Origin of the sequence: Variovorax paradoxus, assembly GCF_030811855.1 — a bacterium.
Lineage (GTDB): Bacteria > Pseudomonadota > Gammaproteobacteria > Burkholderiales > Burkholderiaceae_C > Variovorax > Variovorax paradoxus_L.
This window is the reverse complement of record NZ_JAUSRN010000007.1, coordinates 43381-66634: the sequence shown is the minus strand read 5'-3', so window position 1 is coordinate 66634 and position 23254 is coordinate 43381. Positions and strand designations below refer to the sequence as shown.

Here is a 23254-nt window from a genome sequence, read left to right as displayed (position 1 = left end):
GACGTTCAATGCCTTCCAGGCCCAGGCTTTTGCCTCTTTCCGCAGCACTCGCAAGTCTCTTTGCCACCCTGCTCGCATTGCCGGCCCAAGGCCAGACACTGAACGAACTCTACGAATCCGCACGCGGCTTCGACGCCACCTACCAAGGTGCGCGTGCCCAGTACGACGCAACCGTGGCGCGCGCCGCGCAGGCCAAGGCCGGCATCCTTCCCGCCGTGGGACTCACGGCTGGCGCATCGCGCAACGCCCTAGACATCGACACGCTCACCGGCGCCGGCCGCGGAACGAGCACGCCGCGCGACTTCAGCACGCAGAACGTCGGCGTCAATGCCACGCAGCCGCTCTACCGACCCGCCAACTGGGCCACCTACGAGCAGGGCAAGCGCCAGGCCGAAATCGCCGAAGCCGTGCTCACCGCGGCCGAGCAGGACCTGATCGTGCGCGTGAGCCAAGCCTACTTCGACGTGCTCGCAAGCCAGGACACCCTGACGCTGGTGCGCGCGCAGAAAGCGGCCGTGGCCGAGCAGCTCGCATCGGCCAAGCGCAATTTCGAGGTTGGCACTTCCACCATCACCGACACGCGCGAAGCCCAGGCGCGCTACGACCTTGTCATTGCGCAGGAGATTGCCGCCGAGAACGACCTGCAGGTGAAGAAGGTGGTGCTCGACCAATTGGTCGGCCGCCTGGGCAGCGTGCCGGTGCCGCTGGCGCAGCCGGTGGTGCTGCCCACCGCCACGCCGGCCAACATCGAAGCCTGGGTCGCGCAGGCCGATGAAGTGCATCCCTCCATTCGCCAGGCGCGGCTTGGCCTGGACGTGGCGGGCCTGGAAATACGCAAGGCCGAGGCCGGCCACAAGCCCACGCTCGATGCCAACCTGGGCTACAACATCACGCGCAACCCCCAAGGGACCGCCACCAGCACCGTGGGCACGCGCATCAACGCCGCTTCCGTCGGCGTGGTGTTCAACCTGCCGTTGTTCGCGGGCTTTGCCACCGAGAACCGAATCAAGGAAACGCTCGCACTCGAAGACCAGTCTCGCAGCGTGCTCGAAGGCACCCGCCGCAGCGTGGCGCAGGCCACGCGCGCGGCCTACCTCGGGCTTGTTTCCGGCGCGGGCCAGGTGAAGGCGCTTGAAGCGGCCGAGGCCTCGAGCCAGAGCGCGCTCGATGCCAACCGGCTCGGCTACCAAGTGGGCGTGCGCATCAACATCGACGTGCTCAATTCGCAGAGCCAGCTGTTCCAGACCAAGCGCGATCTCGCGCAGGCGCGCTACAACGTGCTGCTGGGTAACCTGAAGCTGCGCCAAGCCAATGGCACGCTGACCGTGGAAGACATGAACGCGATCAATGCGACGCTGGCGAAGAACGGAAGCACGCCTGCGCCGTCGCTTGGCGAACGCCCGCAGGGCGCGCCTTCGGTGCCGGTCACGCCGCCCCCCATTCCCGTAGTGCCGCCGGTGCCGGTGCCGCCGTTCAATCCGCCGGCACCGACGATGCCTTCGGCACCGCCGCCGCCAGTCATTCTGAATCCGCCAGCGCGCTAGAACGCCGCAAAGCGTGCGAGCCGCCGGATCTGCGCGGCTCCCTCAGAGAAACAGGTATTCCCTCGTGACGCTGGTGCACCCGCCGGGCGTGCGCATCAGGTACACATGACTTGTCGGGCTTGCCGCCATCACTCCGATGCGCAGTCCGATGACGGGAACGCTGCCGATTGCGGACCCGGTCTTCAGTGCGTAGTCCTGGCATGACATGCGCCATAGCTGGACGACTTCGTAGACGACGTCGCAGCCGCCCCGAATCGTGGGAGCAAAGGTGGCCGACACCAGATCGGAAACGCCCTCACGGGCACGCTCTATCGCCACGGTCCAGGCGCTGGCGTCGGGGGCCACCGGATGGCTCATTGAAAGGACTGCGTAAGAGCCCTCCGGGCCCGTGAGTAAAGGCCCGGCCCGGCGCACGGCATTCAGGCACGTGCCAAGACCGGATTGAGCCGCCAGGCGCTGCAGCGTGCCCGACTCCGGCGCTTCCTGCGCCAGCGCCGGTGAGCTCAGGAAGCACCCGAGCAGCGCCGCGGCGATGGGCCCCCTGGCGCCGCTGCGAAGAAAGGGCAAGCGCCCTCCAGATGCTCGCGGACCGCCAACCGCAATGATCTTTTTGTCCACTGTCGCCCTCCTGAACAATCACGATGTCGCATTGTGGGAGGAGTGCCTTCACGGCATTGGGTTTATTTCACGAAGTCATCGCCTCTTTTCCTTCGGCGAAACAATCGTGAATTTTTAACTGTTGTCAGGTCACTCCAGCGTTGGCTCTGCTCTGGAATCGTCCAGGGGCGCACTTTCGGTGACCACGGGATCGGCGGCCTGCGCAATGGCCAGCACCGCGGCCGCAGTGCGTTCGGCGGCACCGCGGTTCGACGACGAGAAGGCCAATGCGGCCTCCGCCATGGCGGCGCGGCGCTCGGGGTTCTCGACCAGCTTGAGCGCCGCGGTCACGGCCTGCTCCATGTTCTCGACGCGCAACGACGCACCGGCCGCGAGCGACAGTTGCGCCGCCTCGGCAAAGTTGAAAGTCGATGGGCCCATGACCACCGGGCAACCGCACGCGGCGGGCTCGATGAGGTTCTGACCGCCCAGCGGCTCGAAGCTTCCGCCGAGCAGCGCGACGTCGGCCAAGCCATAGTAGAGCGCCATTTCGCCAAGCGAATCGCCTAGCCAGATCTCGGCTTCGGCCGGCTCGCCCGCGGCGCTGCGGCGCGCCACCGCAAAGCCCTGCGATTCGATCAGCGCGGCCACTTCGTCGAAGCGCTGCGGATGGCGCGGCACGATCATCCATTGCACGTCGTGCACACGCTTGGCAATCGAACGAACGGCGCCCTGCTCGGGCGGCACGGGCGAGGTGGCGCCAAAGCGCTTCAGCACGTCGAGCAGCATGCGCTCCTCACCGTCGCGCGAGCTCGCGAGCACCACCATCGGACGCGGCAGGCGCTCGCGCAGCGCCACGGCGGCGTTGAGCTGGCGCGCATCGGGCGAGGCGTCGAACTTGAGGTTGCCGTAGATGCCGGCCACCTTGGCGCCGAGCGACACCAGCCGGTGCGCATCGGCTTCGGTCTGCGCCCATACGGCGGCCAGCGCCGAGTACGCGGGCCGCGCGAGCCAGCCCAGGCGCTCGGCCGCAGCCAGCGATTTTTCGTTGAGCCGCGCATTGGCCAGCACCAGCGGGATGCGGCGCTCGGCACAGGCCGCGGCCATCTCGGGCCAGACTTCGGTTTCCATCAGCACGCCGATGCGCGGCTGGAAGCGGTCGAGAAAACGCGCCACGGCCCCCGGGGTGTCCCATGGCTGCCAGACCTGCGTATCGCCGGACTCGAGCAGCTTGGCGCCCTCTTCGCGGCCTGTGGCGGTCCCATGCGTGAGCAGGATAGGGATGCCCGGATATTGCCTGCGCAGCTCCGCGATCAGGATGGCGGCGGCGCGCGTTTCGCCAAGCGAAACCGCGTGCACCCAGCACTGGCCTTCGCCGGTGATGGCATCGTCGTAGTGGCCGAAGCGCTCTTCGACGGCCACGGCGTAGCCGGGCTCGGCCACCGCGCGGCGCCGCAGCTTGCGGCGAACCAGCGGTTGCACGGCGGTGGTGAAGGCGCCATAGAGGCGCAGCAGCAGCGAACGCACGGGGCTCAGTGCGACGCTTCGGCCAGCGTCGCGTCGGCTTTGACGGTTCGAAGGAGCGCGAGCATTTCGGCTTCGATGCGCTTCAGGGCCGCATCGGTCTGGCCCTCGAAGCGCAGCACCAGCACCGGCGTGGTGTTGGAAGCGCGAATGAGCCCGAAGCCGTCCGGCCAGTCGACGCGCAGGCCGTCGATGGTCGAGACCACCGCGGGTGCCGCGAAGCTCGCGCCGGCGACGAGCTGGTCGACCACCGCGTGCGGTTCGCCTTCGGCGCACTTCACGTTGAGTTCGGGGGTCGAGAAGCTCGTAGGCAATGCATTGAGCGTGTCGCTCGCGTTCGGCGTCTTGCTCAATATCTCGAGCAGGCGGCAGCCCGCATAAGTGCCATCGTCGAAGCCGTACCAGCGCTCCTTGAAGAAGATATGGCCGCTCATCTCGCCGCCGAGCGGCGAATCGATTTCCTTCATCTTGGCCTTGATGAGCGAATGACCGGTCTTGAAGATCATCGGCTTGCCGCCCGCCGCCTCGATGGCCGGCGCCAGGCGCTGCGAGCACTTCACGTCGTACACAATGGTGCCGCCAGGCACGCGCGAGAGCACGTCCTGCGCAAACAGCTGCATCTGGCGGTCGGGGAAGATGTTCTGGCCGTCCTTGGTAACAATGCCAAGGCGGTCGCCGTCGCCGTCGAAAGCCAGGCCCAGTTCGGCATCGCCCGTGGCCAGCGCGGCCATCAGGTCCTTGAGGTTCTCGAGCTTGCTCGGATCGGGGTGGTGATTGGGAAAGTCGCCGTCGACTTCGCTGAACAGCTCGGTCACTTCGCAGCCGATGGCGCGAAAGATGGCGGGTGCCGTGGCGCCCGCGATGCCGTTGCCCGAATCGACCACGATCTTGAGCGGTCGCGCCAGCTTGATGTCGCCGACGATGCGCTGCGTGTAAGCCTCGGTCACGTCGACCTTGCGCACGCTGCCGCCGGGTGCGAGCTTCGCGCTGCCGTCTTCCATCACCTTGCGCAGGCCCTGGATCTCGTCGCCGTAGATGGCACGCCCCGCCAGCACCATCTTGAAGCCGTTGTAGTCCTTGGGGTTGTGGCTGCCCGTGACCTGGATGCCGCTCGAGCACAGCGTGTGCGCCGCAAAGTAGAGCATGGGCGTAGTGACCGCACCCACGTCGATCACTTCGATGCCGGTGGCGACCAGGCCGTCGATCAATGCCTCGACGAGCGCGGGGCCAGAAAGGCGGCCATCGCGGCCCACGGCCACGGTCTTTTCACCGGCCGCGCGGGCGGCGCTGCCGAAAGCCCGGCCGAGCGCTTCTGCGACCTCTGCATCCAGCGTGACAGGTACCACGCCTCGGATGTCATAGGCCTTGAATATCGATGCGCTGAGTTGCATGAAGGGCATTCCCTGTTGGTTCTGGAGACCGGGCCATTGTAGGCAAGCGTTCCAGCGCCCACATGTCCGAAAACGGCCAGTTGAAACGACTCGAAACCTTATCATTTGCCCATGCCTACCCCTCACGCCTCCACCGAAGCACTCGAGAGCGACGCCTGCTACCTGGCCATGAAGACGCACGACGCGCGCTTCGACGGCTCCTTCTTCACCGCGGTGACCTCCACCGGCATCTATTGCCGGCCTGTCTGCCGCGTGAAGTTGCCGCGGCGCGAGAACTGCAGGTTCTTTCGCCATGCGGCACAGGCCGAGGCCGAGGGCTTTCGCCCCTGCCTGCGCTGCCGGCCCGAACTCGCGCCGCGTGCCGCCAGCTGGTCGACCGAAGACGCCTCGCGCATCCTCGCATTGCAGGCCGCACGGCTCATCGACGAACCCGATGCATGGGCCGAAGAAGGCCCAGGCGCGGCGCAGATCGCGGCGCGGCTCGGCGTGAGCGATCGCCACCTCAGGCGCATCTTCGAGGCGCAGTTCGGCGTGTCCCCGTTGCAGTATCTGCAAACGCGGCGCCTGCTGGCCGCCAAGCAGTTGATTGCCGACACGCGCCTGCCGATGACGCAGGTCGCACTGGCCAGCGGCTTTGCGAGCGTGCGCCGCTTCAACGCGGCGTTCGTGGAACATTACGGCCTCAACCCCAGTGCGCTGCGGCGCGCTGGCGGTGCCGAGGGCGGCGAAGGCAAGGCCATCGAAGTGCGCCTGGGCTTTCGCCCACCCTACGACGCGGACGCGATGCTCAGCTTCTTTGCACGGCGTGCGCTGCGCGGTGTCGAGGTCGCAAGCACGGCCGACGGCAAGGCGCCCGTCAAGGGCAGCACGCCGACATATGTTCGCTTGGCCCGGACGCTGCGCGTGCAGCAAGGCGGGCAAACGCATGCCGGCTGGCTGCAACTGCGTTTCGACATGGAGCGCGAGCAGATGCTGCTCTCGGTGAGTGATTCGCTGGCCGCGGTGCTGCCGATCGTCATCAGCCGCGCACGCGCCATGCTCGATCTCGATGCCGAGCCGATGGCCATCAACGCCGCGCTGCACGAGGCCTTTCCCCATGGCGACGGGCTGCGCGTACCGGGCACGGTCGACGGCTTCGAGCTTGCGGTGCGCGCAGTGCTGGGCCAGCAGATCACGGTGGCCGCGGCGCGCACGCTGGGTTCGCGGCTGGTCGAGGCTTTCGGCGAGCCGATCGCCACGCCCATTGAGGGTCTGAACCGCTTGTTCCCTACACCCGCGGCCCTCGCCGAAGCAAGCGGCGATGCACTCGGGCAGCTCGGCATCGTGCGGCAGCGGCAGGCCGCGTTGCAGGCCATCGCCCGCGAGGTCGCCGCCGGCAAACTGGCGCTGCATGCGGGTGCCGACGTGCCATCGACCATTGCCGCGCTGCAGGAGCTCCCCGGCATCGGCGCCTGGACCGCACAGTACATCGCGATGCGCGCGCTGCGCTGGCCCGATGCGTTTCCTGCGGGCGACGTCGCGCTGCAGAAGGCATTGGGCGTGACCACCGCGCGCGCGGCCAGTGAGGCATCGCAAGCATGGCGGCCGTGGCGCGGCTATGCGGTGCTGCGTGCCTGGCATGCGCCGTCGCCCACCGTGGCTGCGGCCACGTCCGCCGCAGAGCCATCTTTCAACAACCTCACAACGGCAGGCGCCTCCGCCTGAAATGTCATGAAGTTCAAGAGCAAAGCCATCTACACATCGCACATCGAAACGCCGCTGGGCGGCATCACGATGGCGGCCACCGACGAAGGCCTGGCGGGCGTCTGGTTCGACCAGCAACGCCACTGGCCCGACACCACCGGCTGGCAGACCCGGGACGATCATCCCGCACTGGTCGAGGCCGGCGCGCAGCTGCGCGACTATTTCGCCGGAAAGCGCGACACCTTCGACGTGAAGCTCGATCTCTCGCACGGCACCGCGTTCCAGCAGAGCGTGTGGCAGGCGCTGCTCGCCATCCCCGCGGGCAAGACCATGACCTATGGTGCGCTGAGCGCCAACGTGGGCAACCCGGCCGCAGTGCGCGCGGTGGGCGCGGCCGTGGGGCGCAACCCGATCAGCGTGATCGTGCCCTGCCACCGCGTGCTGGGTGCCGACGGATCGCTGACCGGTTACGCTGGGGGGCTTCATCGCAAGACCGCGCTCCTGGAGCTGGAATCGAAGTAGAGCCGCTTCCAAGGCGACGCGCACCATCGAGAACGTATGAGCACGACAACAAAAGACAACACTCCTGCCACCACGCCTTCCACCAAGCCCAAGGCGTGGCTCCTCGACCTCGTACTGCTAGGCGCGCTCTGGGGCGCGTCCTTTCTCTTCATGCGCATCGGCGCAGCCGAGTTCGGTGCCCTGCCGGCGGCCGCGGTGCGCGTTGCGGTGGCCACGCTCTTCCTGCTGCCGCTCTTGTTTCTGCGCGGCCACGGCGCGGCGCTGGGGCAGCACTGGAAAGCATCAATGGCGATCGGCGTGCTCAATTCCGGCATACCGTTCGCGCTCTTCTGCTTTGCGCTCTTGACCATCAACAGCGGGCTGGCGGCGGTACTCAACGCCACGGTGCCGATGTTCGGCGCGCTGGTGGCATGGGCCTGGTTTCGCGACCGGCCGGACGGCTCGCGCATCGTCGGCCTCATCATTGGCTTTGCGGGCGTGGCCATGCTGGCAAGCCGCAGCGCGGGCCTGCACGCCGATGCCGGCGGCAACGCCGCGCTGTGGGCCGTGCTCGCCTGCCTGGGCGCCTGCGCGAGCTACGGCGTGGCGGCCAGCGCCACGAGACGCTACCTGGGCGGCGTGCCTGCGTTGGCCACCGCCACCGGCAGCCAGATCGGCGCCACGCTGTTCCTCGCGCTGCCCGCACTGTGGTTCTGGCCCACCCAGATGCCGAGCCTGCGCGCATGGCTGGCATTGCTTGCGCTGGGCGTGGCGTGCACCGGCCTCGCGTACATCCTGTTCTTCCGGCTCATCGCCAATGCGGGTCCGGCGCGCGCGCTCACGGTGACTTTCCTGGTGCCGGTGTTCGCGGTGTTCTACGGCGCGGTGTTTCTCGGCGAGAACATCACGCAATGGATGCTGATCTGCGCAGCCGTCATCGTCTGCGGCGTGGCGCTCTCCACCGGCCTCGTGAAGCTGTGGCCGGGCGCGGGCTCGCCGGCCGCTACATCGCCCCCGCGACCACGTTGACGGACAGCGCCAGCACCAGCATGTTGAAGGCGAAGGCCAGCACGCTGTGCACCAGCGTGATGCGGCGCATCTCCCGCGATGTGGCCTGCACGTCGGACACCTGCGTGGTCATGCCGACCACGTAGGCGTAGTAGAGAAAGTCGAAATAGTCCGGCTCCTGCTTGCCCGGAAAATCAAGCCCGCCATCGGGCGAGCCGTCGCGCTGGTCGATGTAGTAGCGGTGCGCGTAGTGAAAGGCATAGATCGTGTGCATCATGAGCCATGAGCCCACCAGCGCCACCAGCCCAAGCGCGATATGCCCTGCGCGCACCGGCCCGCTCATCAGCTTGACCTGCTGAAGCAGCATCGCGATGGCCACGACGCTCGCACCAATGACCACCAGCATCGATACCAATATCACCACATTGGGTTGATCGAGCGATTGCGCGCGCTTGCGGGTCTGCTGTGCATCGAAAGTATTGGCCAGCCACCATGTGAGCACGAGGAACACCACGCAGTTGGTGCACCAGCCCGCAAGTCCGCGTGCCATGACGTCAAGCGGCCAAGCGATGGCCGCGACGGCGACACCCGCCACGCCGGCATAGAGAAGACGCTGCGGACCAGTGGTCGCGGAAAGATGTTTGCGCATGTTCAAAGCTTAGCTTGAATACTTTTTCAGGCTTGCCAATGCATGCTTCAACATCGTCTTACACGCGAAGCGGCAAATCGACGCATGGACGTTTTAAAGCTGCGCTATAACTTGTCGGTCATCAAAAAGGGAGCCGCCGCCTGGCGCTCTGCGCGCATAAAAATTGCGTGTCGAGCCCGAGGCTTTTTTGTCCTCTTCTCTTCTCTCGTAAGGACCTCCTCATGCTGTTGCTCCGCTCCCGTCCGCTCGCCAACCCCGCACGGTTGACGAAGCTGGGCGCACTGGCCGGTGTCGGGTTTTGCATTGCGCCCGCATTGGCCTTCGCCGAACCGTCGCCCGCGCTCGATCGTTTCAGCTTTTCGGTGGGAGCCTACAGCGCCGATCCCAAATTCAATGCGACAGTCAGCTCGCCGTACGGTGCGCTGCGCACACGCGACCTCGAGCCCGGCCGCGTGACCATGCCGCGCGTCACGGCCGACCTGCTCATCGGCGACAGCCACGGCCTCTCGTTCGACTACTACCGCTACAAGCGCGACTACTTCGGTCAGGCCGGAGGCAACGAATCCTTCGGCGGCTTCGGCACCGTCAGCGCGGTGGGCAACGCCAACCTCAACGTGAAGCTCGACTTCGCGAAGCTCTCGTACAAGTGGTGGCTCGGCTCTGGCAACACGGTGTTCGGCCTGGGTGCGGGCGCCGCCTACTACAGCATCGACGTCGGCACCAACGCCAATGTCGCGGTGAACGGACGCATCCGCACATTGAACGAGGACTCGAGCGACAACGCCGTTGCGCCATTGCTCGAGGTCGGCGTGCGGCATGCCATCAGTCCCGACCTGCGTCTTTTCGCCGACTTCTCTGGTGTTCGCAAGGGCGGCGGCCGCTTTCACGGCAGCATCTACAACGCCTCTGCCGGCGTGGAGTGGTTCCCGGTAAAGAACGTCGGCCTGGTGCTGGCCTATGGCGCCACTCATATCGACATGGCGCGTGAAACCAGCACGGCGGAAACCCGCGTCAAGGTCAAGCTGAACGGGCCGTCGGCCTTCGTCAAGGCAAGGTTCTGAATCTCTGGCGGCGCGGCGGCCCTGCCATGCGCGGGGAGCAGTGCGCATAGGTGCTTGCGATCATCGGCGGCCGCGCCATGGCCCCCTATGATCTTTCGATGTACATCCCCGCCCCACCCCTCTCCGACAAATTCGATGGATGCGCCGCCATTGCGCGCCGCACCCGCAAGCCGGGCTCGCCTGGCCTTGCAGTCTCGGCAGCGGCGCTGCTGCTGGCCGCGGCCGCACCGGCGCACGCACTGGTCATCGGCGTGACGGAAGGCGTGAGCTACCAGGTCACCGAAAGCCAGATCGCGCCGCGCTTCGAGCCCATTGCCGAGGTGCTGAGCAAGGCACTGAAGCAGCCCGTGACCATCAAGGTGTTCATTTCTTACAACGGTGCACGTGAAGCCCTGAAGGAACAGCAGGTCGATATCGCGTTTATCCACCCGGCCCACGTGGCGCTCGAAGCGGTCAAGAGCGGCCGCTACCAAGCACTGGCCTGGACCAGCGGCTTCACCGCGTACAAGGTGTCGCTGCTGTGCAAGGAGCCGCAGCCCATCGCCGATTGGAAGGGCATTGCGGGCAAGGGCCTGGTGATGCCCGACGCCGACTCGATCACCTCCGTGATCACGCGCGCCATGCTGCGCGAGCACGGCCTGCAGCCCGCCGCGCTCAAGCTCACCAACACGCGCTACCAGGACGCGGTTCCGTTTTATGTGCAGAACGGCTTCGCGGCCTACGGTGCCACCGCGGCATCGGGCGTGGTCAAGACCTGGAAAGATGGCGGCGGCAACGTGTGCGCGGAGTCGCGCCCGGTTCCCATCAAGCAATGGCTGGCATCGCGCAAGCTCGACGCCGCCACCGCAAGCGCCGCGCGCGAAGCCCTGCTGGGGCTGGCACAAAGCGATGCCGGCAAGCGCGCGCTCGCCACATCGACCTACACTGGCTTTGTCGCACCCTCCCCCGAAGCCGAGACAGCCCTGATGACCTGGCTGGGCATCTGAAAAAAACCGGCGGGCGCGGCGTCCCAACTCCGCTTTTCATGAACCGCCCATGACCGACCTTTCCCGCTTTCCCATCACCCAGAAATGGCCCGCACTCCACCCTGATCGGCTGCAGCTGTATTCGCTGCCCACGCCCAATGGGGTGAAGGTGTCGATCATGCTGGAAGAAACCGGCCTGCCCTATGAGCCGCACCTGGTGAGCTTCGAAACCCACGACCAGATGTCGCCGGAGTTTCTGTCGCTCAGCCCGAACAACAAGATCCCCGCCATCCTCGATCCCGATGGGCCCGGCGGCAAGCCGCTCGCGCTGTTCGAGTCGGGCGCCATTCTTCTCTACCTGGCCGACAAGACCGGCCGGTTCATTCCGCAGGATGCCGCGGGCCGCTACGAAACCATCCAGTGGCTGATGTTCCAGATGGGTGGCATCGGCCCGATGTTCGGCCAGCTCGGCTTCTTCAACAAGTTTGCCGGCAAGGACTATGAAGACAAGCGTCCGCGCGATCGCTACGTCGCCGAAGCGAAGCGGCTGCTCGGCGTGCTCGACAAGCGGCTCAATGGACGCGACTGGGTGATGGGCGACAGCTACACCATCGCGGACATCGCCATCTTCCCGTGGGTGCGCAACCTGATCGGCTTCTACGAAGCGGGTGACCTGGTGGGCTTCAGCGACTTCAAGAACGTGGCGCGCACGCTCGAAGCCTTCGTGGCGCGGCCCGCCGTCGCGCGCGGCCTGGGCATCCCCAAGCGGGGCTGATTTCCGGCCTAACTTCTCCGGCTGGAGGCTCCGCCGCTCAGCCGAAAACAGAACTACTCATTTTCTGGGCGAGTGTCTTTTTCAGGGCACGCGCTGGCGGTTCCCGCATCCTTTCCCGCCTCGTTCAGCAGCGGTTAAGGTTACACTTCAATAAGAATAATTCTTATTCAAAGTACCGAGTCACCCCGCAGATTGCGCCGGTGACCGGCCCGGGAACCACCACTGCGAAAGCTTGCAAGAAGGCGATCGGATGCGCGACCTCGTCCAGGAACTTGTGGCTCACTATGCGGACTTGCGCCGCCAGCTGACGCGCGACCTGCGGGACCCCCACTACGCGGCGGACATCGCGCAGTCGAGCTTCGAGCGGGTGTATGCGCACGCGCTCAAGTTGAACAGCGACATCCGCATCGACTCGGCGTCGAACGGCACGGCAGGCGCTGGCGGCATCGAGTCGCCGCGCGCCCTGCTGTTTCGCGTGGCGCGCAATCTTTGCGTGGACGACGCGCGCCGGCGCAAGGTAGCGCAGGACTGGGTCAGCACCCATTTCAGCGTCGGCTCGCGACAGACGGTGCCGTCCTGTGAATTCATCGCGTCGCAGCAGCAGGTGCTGGCGCGCGTGGTCGAGACGCTGGAGACGCTGCCGCCCCGCCGGCGCGAAGTGTTCCTGCTGTTTCGCGCCTACGGCCACACGCGCGCCGAGATCGCCCAGCAACTGAACATCACCGAGATGGCGGTGGCCAAGCATTTGCTGCGCGCGGCCATCGACTGCTCGCGCGTGTTCGCCCGGCTTCGCTCGGAACTGATCGAACAGACGACGGTTTCCAACCGCACGGGCTTCGACGCAAAGCTGGCCGAAGACTTTGCCTGAGCGCCTCATCGTGCCTGGCGCGCCGGACGAAAAACTCATCGAACGCGCGCTTGCGCTCATCGTCGAAAGCGAAAGCGCACCGCATGAAGCCGCGCTTGCCGCGCGCCTGGCGTTGGCCCGGTGGCGCAGCAGGTCGGCCGAACATGCGGCCGCCGCCCTGGAAGCACGGCGGCGCTGGGATGCCCTTGGCGGCATCGCGGCCGAGTTGCGCGACCTGCACAAGTAACACGGCAACCCTTCACTGCAGGCGCTTCTCTTCATGCCGCGCCTCCTCCAGCGCGGGCTTCATCAGCGCGGCGCCGGTCAGCGCCCAGAGGGTCAGCACGTCGTCCAGCGCGCAGATGTTCCCGGGATCGACGCCAAGCCAGCGCACGAGTTGCTCCGCGCGCTCCGGCGAGGGCTCGTCATGCAGCGTGCAGAAGAGCGTCCACGCAATGTTGAAGGCAGGGCGATCGGGCGGGCGGCTCTTGCGGGTCTTGTCTTTCATTGCCCTCCTTCACGCGGCGAGGCTTTCCCGCGAATCGCGCACCCTGTCTTCCGCGATCTTGCCCGCATGCATCGTGATGACGCGATCGGCCAGGTGAAAGTAGCGGTCGTCGTGCGAGATCACCACCAGCAGGTGGCCCTTGGCGCGCAGTTCGGGCAAGAGCTCGGTGTAGAAGAGGTGGCGGAACGTCGGGTCCTGGTCGGCGGCCCACTCGTCGAACACCAGCACGGGCCGGCCTTCGAGGTACGCGTGCACCAGCGCCAGCCGCTTGCGCTGGCCAGTCGAGAGGTCGGTGGTGCTGAACGCGCCGTTCTTCAGGCTCACCTTGTGGGCGATCTCCAGCCGTTCGAGGTAAGGCAGGGCCTTTTGGGGCAGCACCTCCATGCCGGCACCGCCCTCCCTCTCTTCGCCCGCCACCAGATCTTCGAACAAGTAGAAGTCCGAGAACACCGTGGTGAAGAGCTGGCGGTAGTCGTCGCGGCCCTCGGGCTTCACGACCGAACCGTCGATCAGCACCTCGCCCGCCTGCGGCGCATAGAGGCCCAGCAGCAGCTTGATCAGCGTGGTCTTGCCGGAGCCGTTGTCGCCCACCACGAACACCATCTCGCCGCGGCGCAGCTTCAGGTCGATCGGGCCCAGCGTGAAGGCCTCGCCGCCCTCGGGCGCATCGAAGGCGTAGCGCACGCCGCGCATGCCGATTTCGTTCTTGAGGATCACGCCGTTGGACGCGCGCTCCAGGTGCAGGTGCGGCTCCGGCGTTGCAAAGCGTGCCGACAGGTCGCCGATGCGCTCGAAGGCGACCTTGGCGCGGCCCACGCCGGGCAAGGTGAGCGCGATCTGGTCCAACGGGCCTTTCAGGAACAGTAGCACCAGCACGAAGCCGCTGACCACCGCGGGCTCGGTCGTGCGGAACGCCGCCCAGCCCAGGATCAGCGCGATCAGCAGAAAGAACAGTGCCGAGCCGAAAGCGGTCGCAATCACATAGGTGTTGATCGCACGCCCGTTGACCACGCGGATGGTATCGACGATGCGTTCGATCTGCCCCGCGAACATGCGCGTGCGGCGGGTGCGGTGCATGCGCAGCTCCTTCGCGCCTTCGCTGATGGCGCGGTAGGCTTTGTGCAACTGGTCTTCCTGTTCGCGCGCCTTCCAGAACCCGGCCTCGCCGCGGATCTGCGCCATGAGCTGCACGGTGATGCCGATCACCAGCGCCACCAGCATCAGGCCGAACAATGGCAGTGAAAGAAACGCGAGATAGCTCAGGCAGCCCAGCGCCACGGCCAGCGCAATCAGCGTTCCGGACAGTGCAAAGGCTACGTCGCTGATCATGTCCACGTCCTGCGACAGCACTGGCATGAGGCGGTGCGTGCGGTAGCGCTCCAGCGCATCGATGGGCGCCGAGAGAATCTTCTGCGCCAGGCTCTTGCGCACCTGGGCCACCAGGCGCTGCCCGACGAAGTTGGTCGACACGTCCGACGCCATGCGCCCGAACAGCGCCACGCCGCACAGGCCGATGAAGGTCAGCAACAGGCCGCCCGCCAGTCCACCTGGCTGGTTGAGCACCCGGTTGATGGTGCCGAGCAGCGCGACCGTGGCGGCACCGGCGCCGACGCCCGTGACCGCGGACAGCACGATCCACGGAAGAAAGGGTTTCAGCAGGCGCCCGATTTCGGCGCCGTTGCCTGTGGTGGTAGTTGTCATGCAAAGGCTCTTTCCGCCCCGGGGGCGACAGCGGTGGCTTCGTGCCACCTACTGCCTAGACGGCTGAGCCGCGGCAATGTTCAGCGCGGCGCCCATGAACAGCCGCCGCGCGAATCCGTCTTGAAGGGATGACCCCGCGGAACGCCGACCCATGATCTCGCTGCTGGAGCCGTTGTTCCAGGGCGAGCTGGCCGCGCATGGCGAGAAGCTGCAATGCGCGGACACGGTGCCCGCCGATGCGGTGCGCGTGGCGGAACTCGCACGGTCACCCGCGCTGCTCGCCGACGTGCTGCAACGCAACGCGCGCTACCGAGGTGTCAGCGGCGCCGATTGGCGCCCTGTCGCATCCGCGTGGAGCCTCGAATACATCGCAATGCTGTTGCCGCCCGTGATGGCCGCGGCCAGCATGCTGCGGCATGTGTTTCCCATTGCGGCGGAACACACCTGGGTGCGGCTGGATGCGCACGGCGGCCCGGTCGGCTTTCATATCCGGCACCCGGGCCAATCGCAACATGGAGCCGATGCCGCCGAGCGCTATGAACCGCTGCTGTGGCAGCACCTCGCCCCACTCTTTGCAGCTCTCTGCGACCTCACGCGGCTCGCGCCCAAGATTCTCTGGAGCAACACCGTGCGGCTCATGGAACCGGTGTTCGACGTGGCGCTGGCCGCAACAGACTGCGCGCCATCGATTGCACACGACCGACAGCTGCTGCTTCACACCGCGACATGGCCGCGCGACCTTCGCGCCAACCCGCTGCACGGCCGCCTGCGCAATGCACCCGTGAAGCTGCACCGAGAGTGCTGCCTCAACTACCTGTTGCCGCACGAGCACCACTGCAACGCATGCCCGCTGGCGCCGGAGCACCGCGGCTTCGGGTGAACAGATTGCGGGCCATTCCGTCTTCGTTCTATCCATTCATTCCACACCTATGTCCAAGGCCAAGCTCGTCTACATCCTGTCTTTGAGAAACGCCGCGGCCGACAAGGCCGGCCAGCATATTGCGTACAAGGGCGAGCAGCGCTACATGGCGTCCCCGCTCGAGTACCTGGCCCGGGCGCTCGATGAAACCCCACTGGGCGACGCCTATTCGCTCGAAGGCATCGTCATCGACGACGACCCGCGCTCGCCGCGCGACCAGGCCGCGCTGCTGGACTACGGCTTCTCGTGCCAGCCCGGCAAGAAATGGATCTTTCCGAGCGGGCTCAAGACGCAGGGCAAGACGCTCACCGACATCTTCCATTCCGTGCCTTCCGAATATCGGCGGCTGCCGCTCGATGCGGCCGATCGCGTGGCCGGCAAGAGCCGCTTCGAGCGCACGCTGCTCGACAAGCTCTTGACGCTGCAGGCCGATATCGTCGTGCTCGACGGGCTGCTCGTGATCCTGGACGAACTGGTGCGGCCCGGCGCACCGTTCCACCGCAAGATCGTCAACATCCATCCGGGCATCACGCGCATCGAGTCCCCCTACGAACGCCGCGGCGCCTACGCCACGCTCGATGCGCTGCACGGCGCGCAGGGCCGCAAGATCGTCGACTGGGCAACGATGGAGAGCGCCGCCGTCGCGCCGCTGTTCAAGACGGGCGCCTCGCTGCACTACGTCGACAACGGCATCGACTCGGGCGAGGTGATCCATGACGCGCTGCGCACCACCATCGACCCCGAGGACACCATCCTCGAGCTGCGCTGGAACAACTTCAACCACAGCCTCTTCCCCGCCTTGCACGAGGGCCTGGCCCTGCTTGCAGAGCAACGGCAACCGCTCACCGAAAGAATCGCATGACGTCCGCTCTCCATGTTTCCTATGCGGACGGCATGCCGCACGCGATCACGCGCGAGGGCGAGATGCTCGGCGTGCGAAATACGCAGGACGGCTCGCGCTCGCTATGGAAGACCGGCAAGGGCGCCACGCTTGAGTGGGTGGACGGCAGCGACGCCTCCACGGCTCATTTGCTCGCGGCGCTCGAAGGCGCGTTCGAATACCAACCGGCGAACAAGACCTGCACCGTGGCCCCGAGCCATCCGGCCGCAGCACTCGTGCAGGCCGGCGTGTTGCTGCAAGCCGACGATGGCAAGGCCCTCGCCTGCCGCGACATGCTGTGGCAGCAGCCCTCTCTCTGGCTGCCCATCGTGCACCCGCCCATCGCGCTTCAATACGCATTGAGCAACGGAAAGCGCCACCCCGTGCGACCGCCCAAACCGCGCGGCGTGCTCTACCAGCGCTTCATCCCCTGGCTCGGCAAGACTTTTTCGTTTCGCAGCTTCGACTTCGAGGCCGACCTCGCGATGTTCAACCGCTGGATGAACGACCCCGACGTGGCCGTGATCTGGGAGGAAGAAGGCGACCTCGACAAGCACCGCCAGTACCTTTCGGCCATCGACCGCGACCCGCACATGCATTCGATGATCGCCTGCCTGGACGGCGAGCCCTTCGGCTATTTCGAGATGTACTGGGCCAAGGAAAGCCGCATCGCGCCCTTCTACGACGTGGCCGACCACGACCGCGGCTGGCACGTGCTGATCGGCGAGCCTGCGTTCCGCGGCAAGGCCTTTGCCACCGCATGGCTCACCTCGATTTCGCACTACATCTTTTTGTGCGACCCGCGCACCCAGCGTGCCGTGGGCGAGCCGCGCATCGACCACCTGCAGCAGATCCGAAACCTCGACAAGTCCGGCTACGCCAAGGTGAAGGAGTTCGACCTGCCGCACAAGCGCGCGCTGCTCGTGGTGATGCTGCGCGAACGCTACTTCACCGACGCGCTGTGGCTGCCCCGCAGCGACGGCGCCGCCACGCCCGCCCAACACTCTGCGTAAAGGAAAAACCGCCATGGTGATTCACGACCTCATCGGCATCGGCTTCGGCCCTTCGAACATCGCGCTGGCCATTGCGCTGGACGAGAAACGCCGCGACGGCCGCCGCGTCGATGCGACGTTCATCGAGAAGCAGGCCGGCTTCGCCTGGCACAAGGACATGATGCTGGACCAGGCGCACATGCAGATTTCCTTCATGAAAGACCTGGCGACGCTGCGCAACCCGACCAGCCGCTTCACCTTCATCAACTACCTGCACGAGAAGAAGCGCCTGCAGGACTTCATCAACCTGAAGACCTTCTTCCCCAGCCGCCACGAGTTCAACGACTACCTGGGCTGGGCCGCGGCCCAGTTCGAGGATGCTTGCGTCTACGGCGAGGAAGTCTTCGAGGTGCTGCCGGAAAAGGAAACGCATGGCGGCGAGGTTTCGCTGCTTCGCGTGCGCTCGCGCGACGGTAGCGGCCAGGTGACCGAGCGGCTCGCGCGCAACCTGGTCGTCAGCATCGGCGGCATGCCCAACATTCCGGAGGGCTTCGGGCCGCTCCGGGACGACCCGCGCGTGTTCCATTCGAGCAGCTACCTGCGGGACATGGCCCACCTGCCCGAAGCCGCAAGAATCGCCATCGTCGGTGCCGGCCAGAGCGCGGCCGAGATCTTCATGGACCTGCAGGGCCGGCCGCACGCGCCGCAGGTCGACCTGATCATGCGCGCCCGCTCGATCCGCCCGTCCGACGACAGCCCCTTCGTGAACGAGGTGTTCAACATCGAGTTCACCGACTACATCTACAGCCAGACCGAGGACGAGCGCGCCGCGCTGATCGACGAGTTCGGCCACACCAACTACGCGGTGGCCGACCTCGACCTGATCCAGCAGATCTTCAAGATGTTCTACGAGCAGAAGGTCCGCGGCGAGAACCGCATGCGCTTCCTGCGCCGGCACGAGATCCGCGACGTGCATGCCACGGTCGACGGCATCCACCTCACCCTGTCCGACCAGGACACCGGCCGCGACAGCACCTCGCGCTACGACGCCGTGGTGCTGGCCACCGGGTACGCGCGCGAACAGCACAAGGCACTGCTGACGCCGCTCGCCCCGTACCTCGGAGATTTCTCGGTCGACCGCCACTACCGCCTCGGCAGCACGCCGGACTTCCATCCGGCCATCTTCCTGCAGGGCGCCTGCGAGTCATCGCACGGGCTGAGCGACACGCTGCTGTCGGTCACATCGGTGCGCACGGGCGAAATCGGCAATGCGCTGCTCAAGGCGATTCCGGCCGGCACGCCGACGGCGGCCAATGCCGCAAACAGCGCGCTCCGCGAGCGCCAGCCGGTCCGTGCCTAGGCACGTCCTGCCCCCGGGGAGGGTAGGCAAAAAGAAAGGAGACAGCCCGCTGTCTCCTTTTTTTTAAGTCAAACGTCTCATGTATGGAAGCACCAAGGCGCCGGCATCGGCCGCCTTGGGCGCCGAAACGTGAACACGTCGTATTCAAGCACCCTGGAGTCATCAACCTTATGCGTCCCCTGCCCCGCCAACGTCTATTGAATACCGCGCTTGCCGCGGCTTTCGGCACAGCCTTCTCACTTTGCAGCGTGAGCGCCTTGGCGCAAGCCACGGGACAGCAGCCGCGCGCCGCCGACCCGACCCTGCCCGCAATCACCGTGAACGCGACCACGGAAGAATCCGCCACCGGCCACGTCAACGGCTACCTGGCCAAGCGCAGCACGGCCGGCAGCAAGACCGACACGCCGATCGTGGAGACGCCGCAGTCGATCTCGGTGATCACGGCCGACCGCATGGATGCTATCGGCGCCACCAACGTCAAGGACGCGCTCGGCTACACGCCGGGCGTCAACATCGCCCCGTTCGGTGCCGATTCGCGCTACGACTGGATCGCGATCCGCGGTTTCGACGGCTATGCGCCCGGCTTCTACCTGGACGGCCTGCCGCTGCGCAACAACGGCACCTGGGGCGTATGGAAGACCGAGAACTACGGCAGCGAGCGCATCGAAGTGCTGCGCGGCCCGACCTCGGTGCTCTACGGCATGGCGAGCCCGGGCGGCGTGGTCAACATCGCGAGCAAGCTGCCGACGGCGGAGCCCCTGCGCGAAATACAACTGCAGTACGGCAACGATGCCCGCCGCCAGGTGGCCGGCGACTTCTCGGGCGCGCTCGATGCGGAAGGCAAGGTGCTCTACCGCATCACCGGCGTGCTGCGCGATGCCCAGTTGCCCGGCGGCAGCTCGCGCGACGACCGCACCTACATCGCGCCTTCGATCACCTGGAAGCCTTCGAGCGACACCACCTTCACGCTGCTGGCCCAGTACCAGAAGAACCGCGCAGGCGCCTACAGCCGGATCCGGCCCGTCGAGGGATCGCTGAAGCCGACGCGCATCGGCACCTTCATTCCCAGCGACCTGAACGTCGCCGACCCGACCTTCGATCACTTCAACCACGACCAGAAGATGATCGGCTACCAGCTGGAGCATCGCTTCAACGACACCTTCACCGCACGCCAGAAATTGCGCTACGGCAAGCTCGAAGTCGATTACCGGACTCTGCAGTCGCCGAGCTTCGCTGCCATGGACCCGACCAACGCGCTCAGCCCCGCCAACTACCGGTACCTGAACCGCGGCGTGTTCGGCAGCCAGGAAAGCACGACCTCGCTCACCATGGACAACCAGTTGCAGGCCGACCTGCGATCGGGCGACTGGCAGCACAAGGTGCTGGTGGGGCTGGACTACCAGCGCACCCGCATCGACCAGTACACCTTCAGCAGCATCGTCGGCGCGCCGGTGCTCGACATCTATGCCCCCGTCTACGGCGGCGCCATCGACCTTCCCGCCCCGTACGTCAATGGCGTGAACCGGCTGGCGCAGACCGGCATCTACGTGCAAGACCAGATCAAGTGGGGCGACCGGTGGTCGCTCACGCTGGGTGGCCGCTACGACACGGCGCAGAGCAGCAACTACAGCCGGCTCGACGGCACCACGCAGCGCATTTCTGAGCACAAGTTCACCAAGCGCGCGGGCCTCGTCTACCTGGCGCCGAACGGACTCGCACCCTATCTGAGCTACTCCGAATCGTTCGCGCCGATCGGTGCGCTCGATCCGGCCACCAAGACGCCCTTCAAGCCGGAAAGCGGTCGCCAATACGAGGCGGGCATCCGCTACCAGCCGCCGGGCGGCAAGTCGCTCTACAGCGCGGCCATCTTCGACCTGCGCCGCAAGAACTACATCACCTACGACGCGAGCTTCATGCCCAAGCAGACAGGCGAAATCTCGGTGCGCGGCCTCGAACTCGAGGCCACCACCGAGCTCATGCCGCGCCTGAACCTCACGGCCTCGTACGCCTACACACCGCGCGCCATCGTCACAGCCAGCAGCAGGGTCGAGGAGATCGGCAAGCAGTCGATGTCGGTTCCGCGCAACCGCCTGTCGGTGTGGGCGGACTATCGCTTCAGCAACGGCCTGAAGGTCGGCGTGGGCGCGCGCTTCAACGGCTCGACCCATGGCGACGGGGAAATCGTCGCGCCAGCCAAGGTGCCCTCGTACACGCTGCTCGACGCGATGATCGGCTACGACATCGACCGCTGGACGCTGGCGCTGAACCTGCGCAACCTGACCAACAAGACCTACGTGGCGAATTGCGCCTACGCTTATTGCTACCTGGGCACGCAGCGCACGGCGGTGGCGACGGCCACCTACCGCTGGTAAGCCCCGGCGCGCCAAGGCAAAGGCCGGGTGCCCTCGCGGGCATCCGGCCTTTTTTGGTTCTTCACCCGATTTAACCCCGGCGAATCAGAGAATCGCTAGCAATTGGATCGCGACCCACCCAAGACTTAAATTCAGCCCTCTTTGAAAGACTCTTACAAAAAAGCTTGCCGCGCATCTATCAAGGCAGCAATTAAATCATCCAGGAGCATTCTGGTTCGAAATTTTTCATCTGCTCCAAATAACTCGATATTCAAGCGATCCGCACCCTCTTCTTGGTCAATTCGAGCTACTCGCTCTCCGTCCAACAATACCTCCAGCGTCAACCGCTCGTACTCCTCCGGTGCGCTCGAGTAAACGGTCTCTAATTTTCCGAACTTCATAGATTGCGCAAAAGGAATTCTACTGAATTACGGCAAGTAGGAGTGCACTAAATCAAAGAGCTGCTTCTCATCGTCAGTTGCGACGGACGCTTCATAGATCGCTTCCGCCGCAGCCGTGAAGGAGTCATCGCCAGCCGCAAAAAGCAAAGCCGAAACAGCGCGCGCCTTGCCGAACAATTGCATGTAATCCCTTTCGGCGGCGCCCGAATTTTCAACTTCAAAGCACTCATCGTCGAACTCTTTGACCAACGCCTCAAGCTTCAACTTTCCGTCAGCCGACAATTTGGCATTCTCTCGAAGCGATTTCGTTACATCGATCAGTTCGAGCTCGTTCAAGCTGTTCATGCGCAGTGCCCACTCGGCCGCTGCAATCGCTATTCGTCGACGTTGAAGTGAAGTGGCCAGCATCAGCCGCTGAGCGACATCGGGATCTTTGCTTTGCAATCGCGTAATCATCATGTTGAAATTACGATGAGTCATTTCACAGAGTGTGATTGCAGCAAATGTTTCATCTCGGAAATTTCAAAAACCCCTGTTCGTTCATAGATGCATGTACTGTCTTTTATATTGGGACGCTCAGGACTTGCGCAGGTACCAAATCGCCCCGGCGCCAATTGCAAGTGGCTTTTCATGTTTCCAGACCACGCGGCAATCTCTTTTTGCACCAACGAAATCATATTCAAATACGACTCGTCGCTCCCGGTCGCGGCGGAAAATATTGAAATATGAACCTGCCCGTCACCAGACAAATCCCAGCTAACGCCCTGCGAGTCGTCGTTGTTTTTCCACTCTCTGCGTCGAATGTCTGTTGCTTCTTTCTTTTTGCCACTTTTCAGACCGATCTGTGCAACTGCAGTGCCAATGCTCTGAAATAACGCACTGGCAGATTCGGGAGGGACAATTACATCGTAAGAGACGGAAGTTGGAATTTCTCGAACGACAAAATTCGACAGAACATAAACGAATGAGCCAAGAACAAACAGAACGACTGCCCCCGCGACAACAGCATAGATTTTTAAAGAGGTCGTCATTGGGCTTGGATGCAGTCGTCCCCTGTGCAGATTTTTATTCATCGCGTTCTTCTCCCTGACCGCCCAACGTGACAGCAATGCACGGCGCGGCGGGCGACGTGCTGGATCGCCGACGCAGCGTCGACGGCGCGCGATTGTCCGGTCACAGCGCCGAATCAAATGTCAAAACTTCTGTGTGCGCGCAGGTTCAGGGAGGAAGCGTCAAATACCTCACAGGTTCGGGGAGGCGCAGCGACGCCTGCCACCAGTAGATCGTCATTCACTGTTATCAAGTCTTATCGACTGCAGCCGGCCGTTAACATCTCCAGCCCCGTCTGAAGTCGATGAGCAAAAAAGTTCTTCACCCCACTCCGGGAAACACAGTGCGTATCTTGAGGAAGAAGTAGGCGTCGTCGCGGAAGCCATAGGCCATGCGCTTGATGAACTTGATCTTGTTGTCGATGCCCACGATGAGGTTGGCGCCCAGAGGATAGCGGCGGTGCGCGAGATGCCCGGACCGTTTGGTGCCACAAGGTAGCAGTTGCGCTGGTGCGCCCGTCCTCATCTAACGCAGATCGGCGAAGAAC

Annotated in this window: 23 protein-coding genes and 1 pseudogene; 14 read left to right on the top strand and 10 right to left on the bottom strand. The window is 65.0% G+C overall.

From position 1 onward, the window contains the following. Positions 1 to 8 precede the first annotated feature (8 nt). Positions 9 to 1544 carry a TolC family outer membrane protein gene (locus tag J2X92_RS14750; protein WP_307576715.1) on the top strand — a complete coding sequence of 512 codons (1536 nt, stop codon included), beginning with the start codon at positions 9 to 11 and terminating at the stop codon, positions 1542 to 1544. Between the two features lie 42 nt (positions 1545 to 1586). Here J2X92_RS14750 and J2X92_RS14745 read toward each other — a convergent pair whose 3' ends face one another. The 3 genes from J2X92_RS14745 to J2X92_RS14735 form a co-directional block, all read right to left on the bottom strand. Continuing rightward, on the bottom strand, positions 1587 to 2162 hold the full coding sequence (locus J2X92_RS14745; protein ID WP_307576714.1) for a hypothetical protein: 576 nt from the start codon (positions 2160 to 2162) through the stop codon (positions 1587 to 1589). Between the two features lie 129 nt (positions 2163 to 2291). Then, the gene (locus J2X92_RS14740) at positions 2292 to 3668 is read right to left on the bottom strand and encodes a 3-deoxy-D-manno-octulosonic acid transferase (protein WP_307576713.1); all 1377 of its coding nucleotides are present in this window, start codon (positions 3666 to 3668) and stop codon (positions 2292 to 2294) included. A gap of 5 nt (positions 3669 to 3673) precedes the next feature. Next, a complete protein-coding gene (locus tag J2X92_RS14735; RefSeq protein ID WP_307576712.1) occupies positions 3674 to 5056 on the bottom strand; it encodes a phosphomannomutase/phosphoglucomutase in 1383 nt (460 codons plus the stop codon). A 111-nt stretch (positions 5057 to 5167) separates the two neighbouring features. On the opposite strand from J2X92_RS14735, the gene J2X92_RS14730 reads away from it, so the two are divergent. From J2X92_RS14730 to J2X92_RS14720, 3 genes are read left to right on the top strand one after another with little or no spacing between them, the layout of a single operon-like run. Then, positions 5168 to 6760 (top strand): DNA-3-methyladenine glycosylase 2 family protein, encoded by a 1593-nt coding sequence (locus J2X92_RS14730; protein ID WP_307576711.1) that lies wholly within the window; start codon positions 5168 to 5170, stop codon positions 6758 to 6760. A 6-nt stretch (positions 6761 to 6766) separates the two neighbouring features. After that, positions 6767 to 7261, top strand: a complete 495-nt coding sequence (locus J2X92_RS14725; protein ID WP_307576710.1) for a methylated-DNA--[protein]-cysteine S-methyltransferase — start codon at positions 6767 to 6769, stop codon at positions 7259 to 7261. A 36-nt stretch (positions 7262 to 7297) separates the two neighbouring features. Then, on the top strand, positions 7298 to 8269 hold the full coding sequence (locus J2X92_RS14720; protein ID WP_307576709.1) for a DMT family transporter: 972 nt from the start codon (positions 7298 to 7300) through the stop codon (positions 8267 to 8269). Here the strand turns inward: J2X92_RS14720 and J2X92_RS14715 are convergent. Further along, positions 8244 to 8897 (bottom strand): DUF1345 domain-containing protein, encoded by a 654-nt coding sequence (locus J2X92_RS14715; protein WP_307576708.1) that lies wholly within the window; start codon positions 8895 to 8897, stop codon positions 8244 to 8246. The genes J2X92_RS14720 and J2X92_RS14715 overlap by 26 nt on opposite strands. A gap of 221 nt (positions 8898 to 9118) precedes the next feature. Between J2X92_RS14715 and J2X92_RS14710 the strand changes: the two genes are divergently transcribed. The 5 genes from J2X92_RS14710 (at position 9119) to J2X92_RS14690 (ending at position 12792) form a co-directional block, all read left to right on the top strand. Then, on the top strand, positions 9119 to 9958 hold the full coding sequence (locus J2X92_RS14710) for a hypothetical protein (protein WP_307576707.1): 840 nt from the start codon (positions 9119 to 9121) through the stop codon (positions 9956 to 9958). A gap of 77 nt (positions 9959 to 10035) precedes the next feature. Next, the gene (locus tag J2X92_RS14705; RefSeq protein WP_307576706.1) at positions 10036 to 10944 is read left to right on the top strand and encodes a phosphate/phosphite/phosphonate ABC transporter substrate-binding protein; all 909 of its coding nucleotides are present in this window, start codon (positions 10036 to 10038) and stop codon (positions 10942 to 10944) included. Between the two features lie 49 nt (positions 10945 to 10993). Further along, positions 10994 to 11698 (top strand): glutathione S-transferase N-terminal domain-containing protein, encoded by a 705-nt coding sequence (locus J2X92_RS14700; protein WP_307576705.1) that lies wholly within the window; start codon positions 10994 to 10996, stop codon positions 11696 to 11698. Between the two features lie 250 nt (positions 11699 to 11948). Then, complete coding sequence (locus J2X92_RS14695) at positions 11949 to 12566, top strand: RNA polymerase sigma factor (protein ID WP_307576704.1); 618 nt, start codon at positions 11949 to 11951, stop codon at positions 12564 to 12566. 10 nt (positions 12567 to 12576) lie between these two features. Further along, positions 12577 to 12792 carry an iron dicitrate transport regulator FecR gene (locus tag J2X92_RS14690; RefSeq protein WP_307576703.1) on the top strand — a complete coding sequence of 72 codons (216 nt, stop codon included), beginning with the start codon at positions 12577 to 12579 and terminating at the stop codon, positions 12790 to 12792. 12 nt (positions 12793 to 12804) lie between these two features. Here J2X92_RS14690 and J2X92_RS14685 read toward each other — a convergent pair whose 3' ends face one another. Further along, positions 12805 to 13053, bottom strand: a complete 249-nt coding sequence (locus J2X92_RS14685; RefSeq protein WP_307576702.1) for a hypothetical protein — start codon at positions 13051 to 13053, stop codon at positions 12805 to 12807. A 9-nt stretch (positions 13054 to 13062) separates the two neighbouring features. Then, entirely contained in the window at positions 13063 to 14754 is a 1692-nt protein-coding gene (locus J2X92_RS14680) for a cyclic peptide export ABC transporter (RefSeq protein ID WP_307576701.1), read from the bottom strand. 151 nt (positions 14755 to 14905) lie between these two features. On the opposite strand from J2X92_RS14680, the gene fhuF reads away from it, so the two are divergent. The 5 genes from fhuF to J2X92_RS14655 all read left to right on the top strand — a co-directional run bounded on the left by fhuF (position 14906) and on the right by J2X92_RS14655 (position 21277). Next, positions 14906 to 15634, top strand: coding sequence for a siderophore-iron reductase FhuF (gene fhuF / locus J2X92_RS14675; protein ID WP_307576700.1), 729 nt, complete (start codon positions 14906 to 14908; stop codon positions 15632 to 15634). Between the two features lie 49 nt (positions 15635 to 15683). Then, positions 15684 to 16535: a formyltransferase family protein gene (locus J2X92_RS14670; RefSeq protein ID WP_307576699.1), complete on the top strand. Its 852-nt coding sequence runs from the start codon at positions 15684 to 15686 to the stop codon at positions 16533 to 16535. Further along, positions 16532 to 17566, top strand: coding sequence for a GNAT family N-acetyltransferase (locus J2X92_RS14665; RefSeq protein WP_307576698.1), 1035 nt, complete (start codon positions 16532 to 16534; stop codon positions 17564 to 17566). Before J2X92_RS14670 ends, J2X92_RS14665 begins: the two co-directional genes overlap by 4 nt. Before the next feature lie 13 nt (positions 17567 to 17579). Further along, positions 17580 to 18905 carry a lysine N(6)-hydroxylase/L-ornithine N(5)-oxygenase family protein gene (locus J2X92_RS14660; RefSeq protein WP_307576697.1) on the top strand — a complete coding sequence of 442 codons (1326 nt, stop codon included), beginning with the start codon at positions 17580 to 17582 and terminating at the stop codon, positions 18903 to 18905. 170 nt (positions 18906 to 19075) lie between these two features. Then, the gene (locus J2X92_RS14655; RefSeq protein ID WP_444875714.1) at positions 19076 to 21277 is read left to right on the top strand and encodes a TonB-dependent siderophore receptor; all 2202 of its coding nucleotides are present in this window, start codon (positions 19076 to 19078) and stop codon (positions 21275 to 21277) included. Between the two features lie 152 nt (positions 21278 to 21429). Here the strand turns inward: J2X92_RS14655 and J2X92_RS14650 are convergent, their stop codons facing one another. The 4 genes and pseudogenes from J2X92_RS14650 to J2X92_RS14635 all read right to left on the bottom strand — a co-directional run. Continuing rightward, entirely contained in the window at positions 21430 to 21657 is a 228-nt protein-coding gene (locus J2X92_RS14650) for a hypothetical protein (RefSeq protein WP_307576695.1), read from the bottom strand. 27 nt (positions 21658 to 21684) lie between these two features. Next, a complete protein-coding gene (locus J2X92_RS14645) occupies positions 21685 to 22137 on the bottom strand; it encodes a hypothetical protein (protein ID WP_307576694.1) in 453 nt (150 codons plus the stop codon). After that, a complete protein-coding gene (locus J2X92_RS14640) occupies positions 22134 to 22730 on the bottom strand; it encodes a hypothetical protein (RefSeq protein WP_307576693.1) in 597 nt (198 codons plus the stop codon). The genes J2X92_RS14645 and J2X92_RS14640 overlap by 4 nt, the downstream gene beginning before the upstream one ends. Before the next feature lie 298 nt (positions 22731 to 23028). Beyond that, positions 23029 to 23133 (bottom strand): annotated as a pseudogene (locus J2X92_RS14635) (transposase); the annotation flags it as partial. Positions 23134 to 23254 lie beyond the last annotated feature (121 nt).

Coding starts and splice junctions, on each gene's coding strand:
- J2X92_RS14750 (WP_307576715.1), top strand. CDS start 9: ATGCCTTCCAGGCCCAGGCTTTTGCCTCTTTCCGCAGCACTCGCAAGT.
- J2X92_RS14735 (WP_307576712.1), bottom strand. CDS start 5,056: ATGCAACTCAGCGCATCGATATTCAAGGCCTATGACATCCGAGGCGTG.
- J2X92_RS14730 (WP_307576711.1), top strand. CDS start 5,168: ATGCCTACCCCTCACGCCTCCACCGAAGCACTCGAGAGCGACGCCTGC.
- J2X92_RS14725 (WP_307576710.1), top strand. CDS start 6,767: ATGAAGTTCAAGAGCAAAGCCATCTACACATCGCACATCGAAACGCCG.
- J2X92_RS14720 (WP_307576709.1), top strand. CDS start 7,298: ATGAGCACGACAACAAAAGACAACACTCCTGCCACCACGCCTTCCACC.
- J2X92_RS14715 (WP_307576708.1), bottom strand. CDS start 8,897: ATGCGCAAACATCTTTCCGCGACCACTGGTCCGCAGCGTCTTCTCTAT.
- J2X92_RS14710 (WP_307576707.1), top strand. CDS start 9,119: ATGCTGTTGCTCCGCTCCCGTCCGCTCGCCAACCCCGCACGGTTGACG.
- J2X92_RS14705 (WP_307576706.1), top strand. CDS start 10,036: ATGGCCCCCTATGATCTTTCGATGTACATCCCCGCCCCACCCCTCTCC.
- J2X92_RS14700 (WP_307576705.1), top strand. CDS start 10,994: ATGACCGACCTTTCCCGCTTTCCCATCACCCAGAAATGGCCCGCACTC.
- J2X92_RS14695 (WP_307576704.1), top strand. CDS start 11,949: ATGCGCGACCTCGTCCAGGAACTTGTGGCTCACTATGCGGACTTGCGC.
- J2X92_RS14685 (WP_307576702.1), bottom strand. CDS start 13,053: ATGAAAGACAAGACCCGCAAGAGCCGCCCGCCCGATCGCCCTGCCTTC.
- J2X92_RS14680 (WP_307576701.1), bottom strand. CDS start 14,754: ATGACAACTACCACCACAGGCAACGGCGCCGAAATCGGGCGCCTGCTG.
- fhuF (WP_307576700.1), top strand. CDS start 14,906: ATGATCTCGCTGCTGGAGCCGTTGTTCCAGGGCGAGCTGGCCGCGCAT.
- J2X92_RS14670 (WP_307576699.1), top strand. CDS start 15,684: ATGTCCAAGGCCAAGCTCGTCTACATCCTGTCTTTGAGAAACGCCGCG.
- J2X92_RS14665 (WP_307576698.1), top strand. CDS start 16,532: ATGACGTCCGCTCTCCATGTTTCCTATGCGGACGGCATGCCGCACGCG.
- J2X92_RS14660 (WP_307576697.1), top strand. CDS start 17,580: ATGGTGATTCACGACCTCATCGGCATCGGCTTCGGCCCTTCGAACATC.
- J2X92_RS14655 (WP_444875714.1), top strand. CDS start 19,076: ATGCGTCCCCTGCCCCGCCAACGTCTATTGAATACCGCGCTTGCCGCG.
- J2X92_RS14650 (WP_307576695.1), bottom strand. CDS start 21,657: ATGAAGTTCGGAAAATTAGAGACCGTTTACTCGAGCGCACCGGAGGAG.
- J2X92_RS14645 (WP_307576694.1), bottom strand. CDS start 22,137: ATGACTCATCGTAATTTCAACATGATGATTACGCGATTGCAAAGCAAA.
- J2X92_RS14640 (WP_307576693.1), bottom strand. CDS start 22,730: ATGAATAAAAATCTGCACAGGGGACGACTGCATCCAAGCCCAATGACG.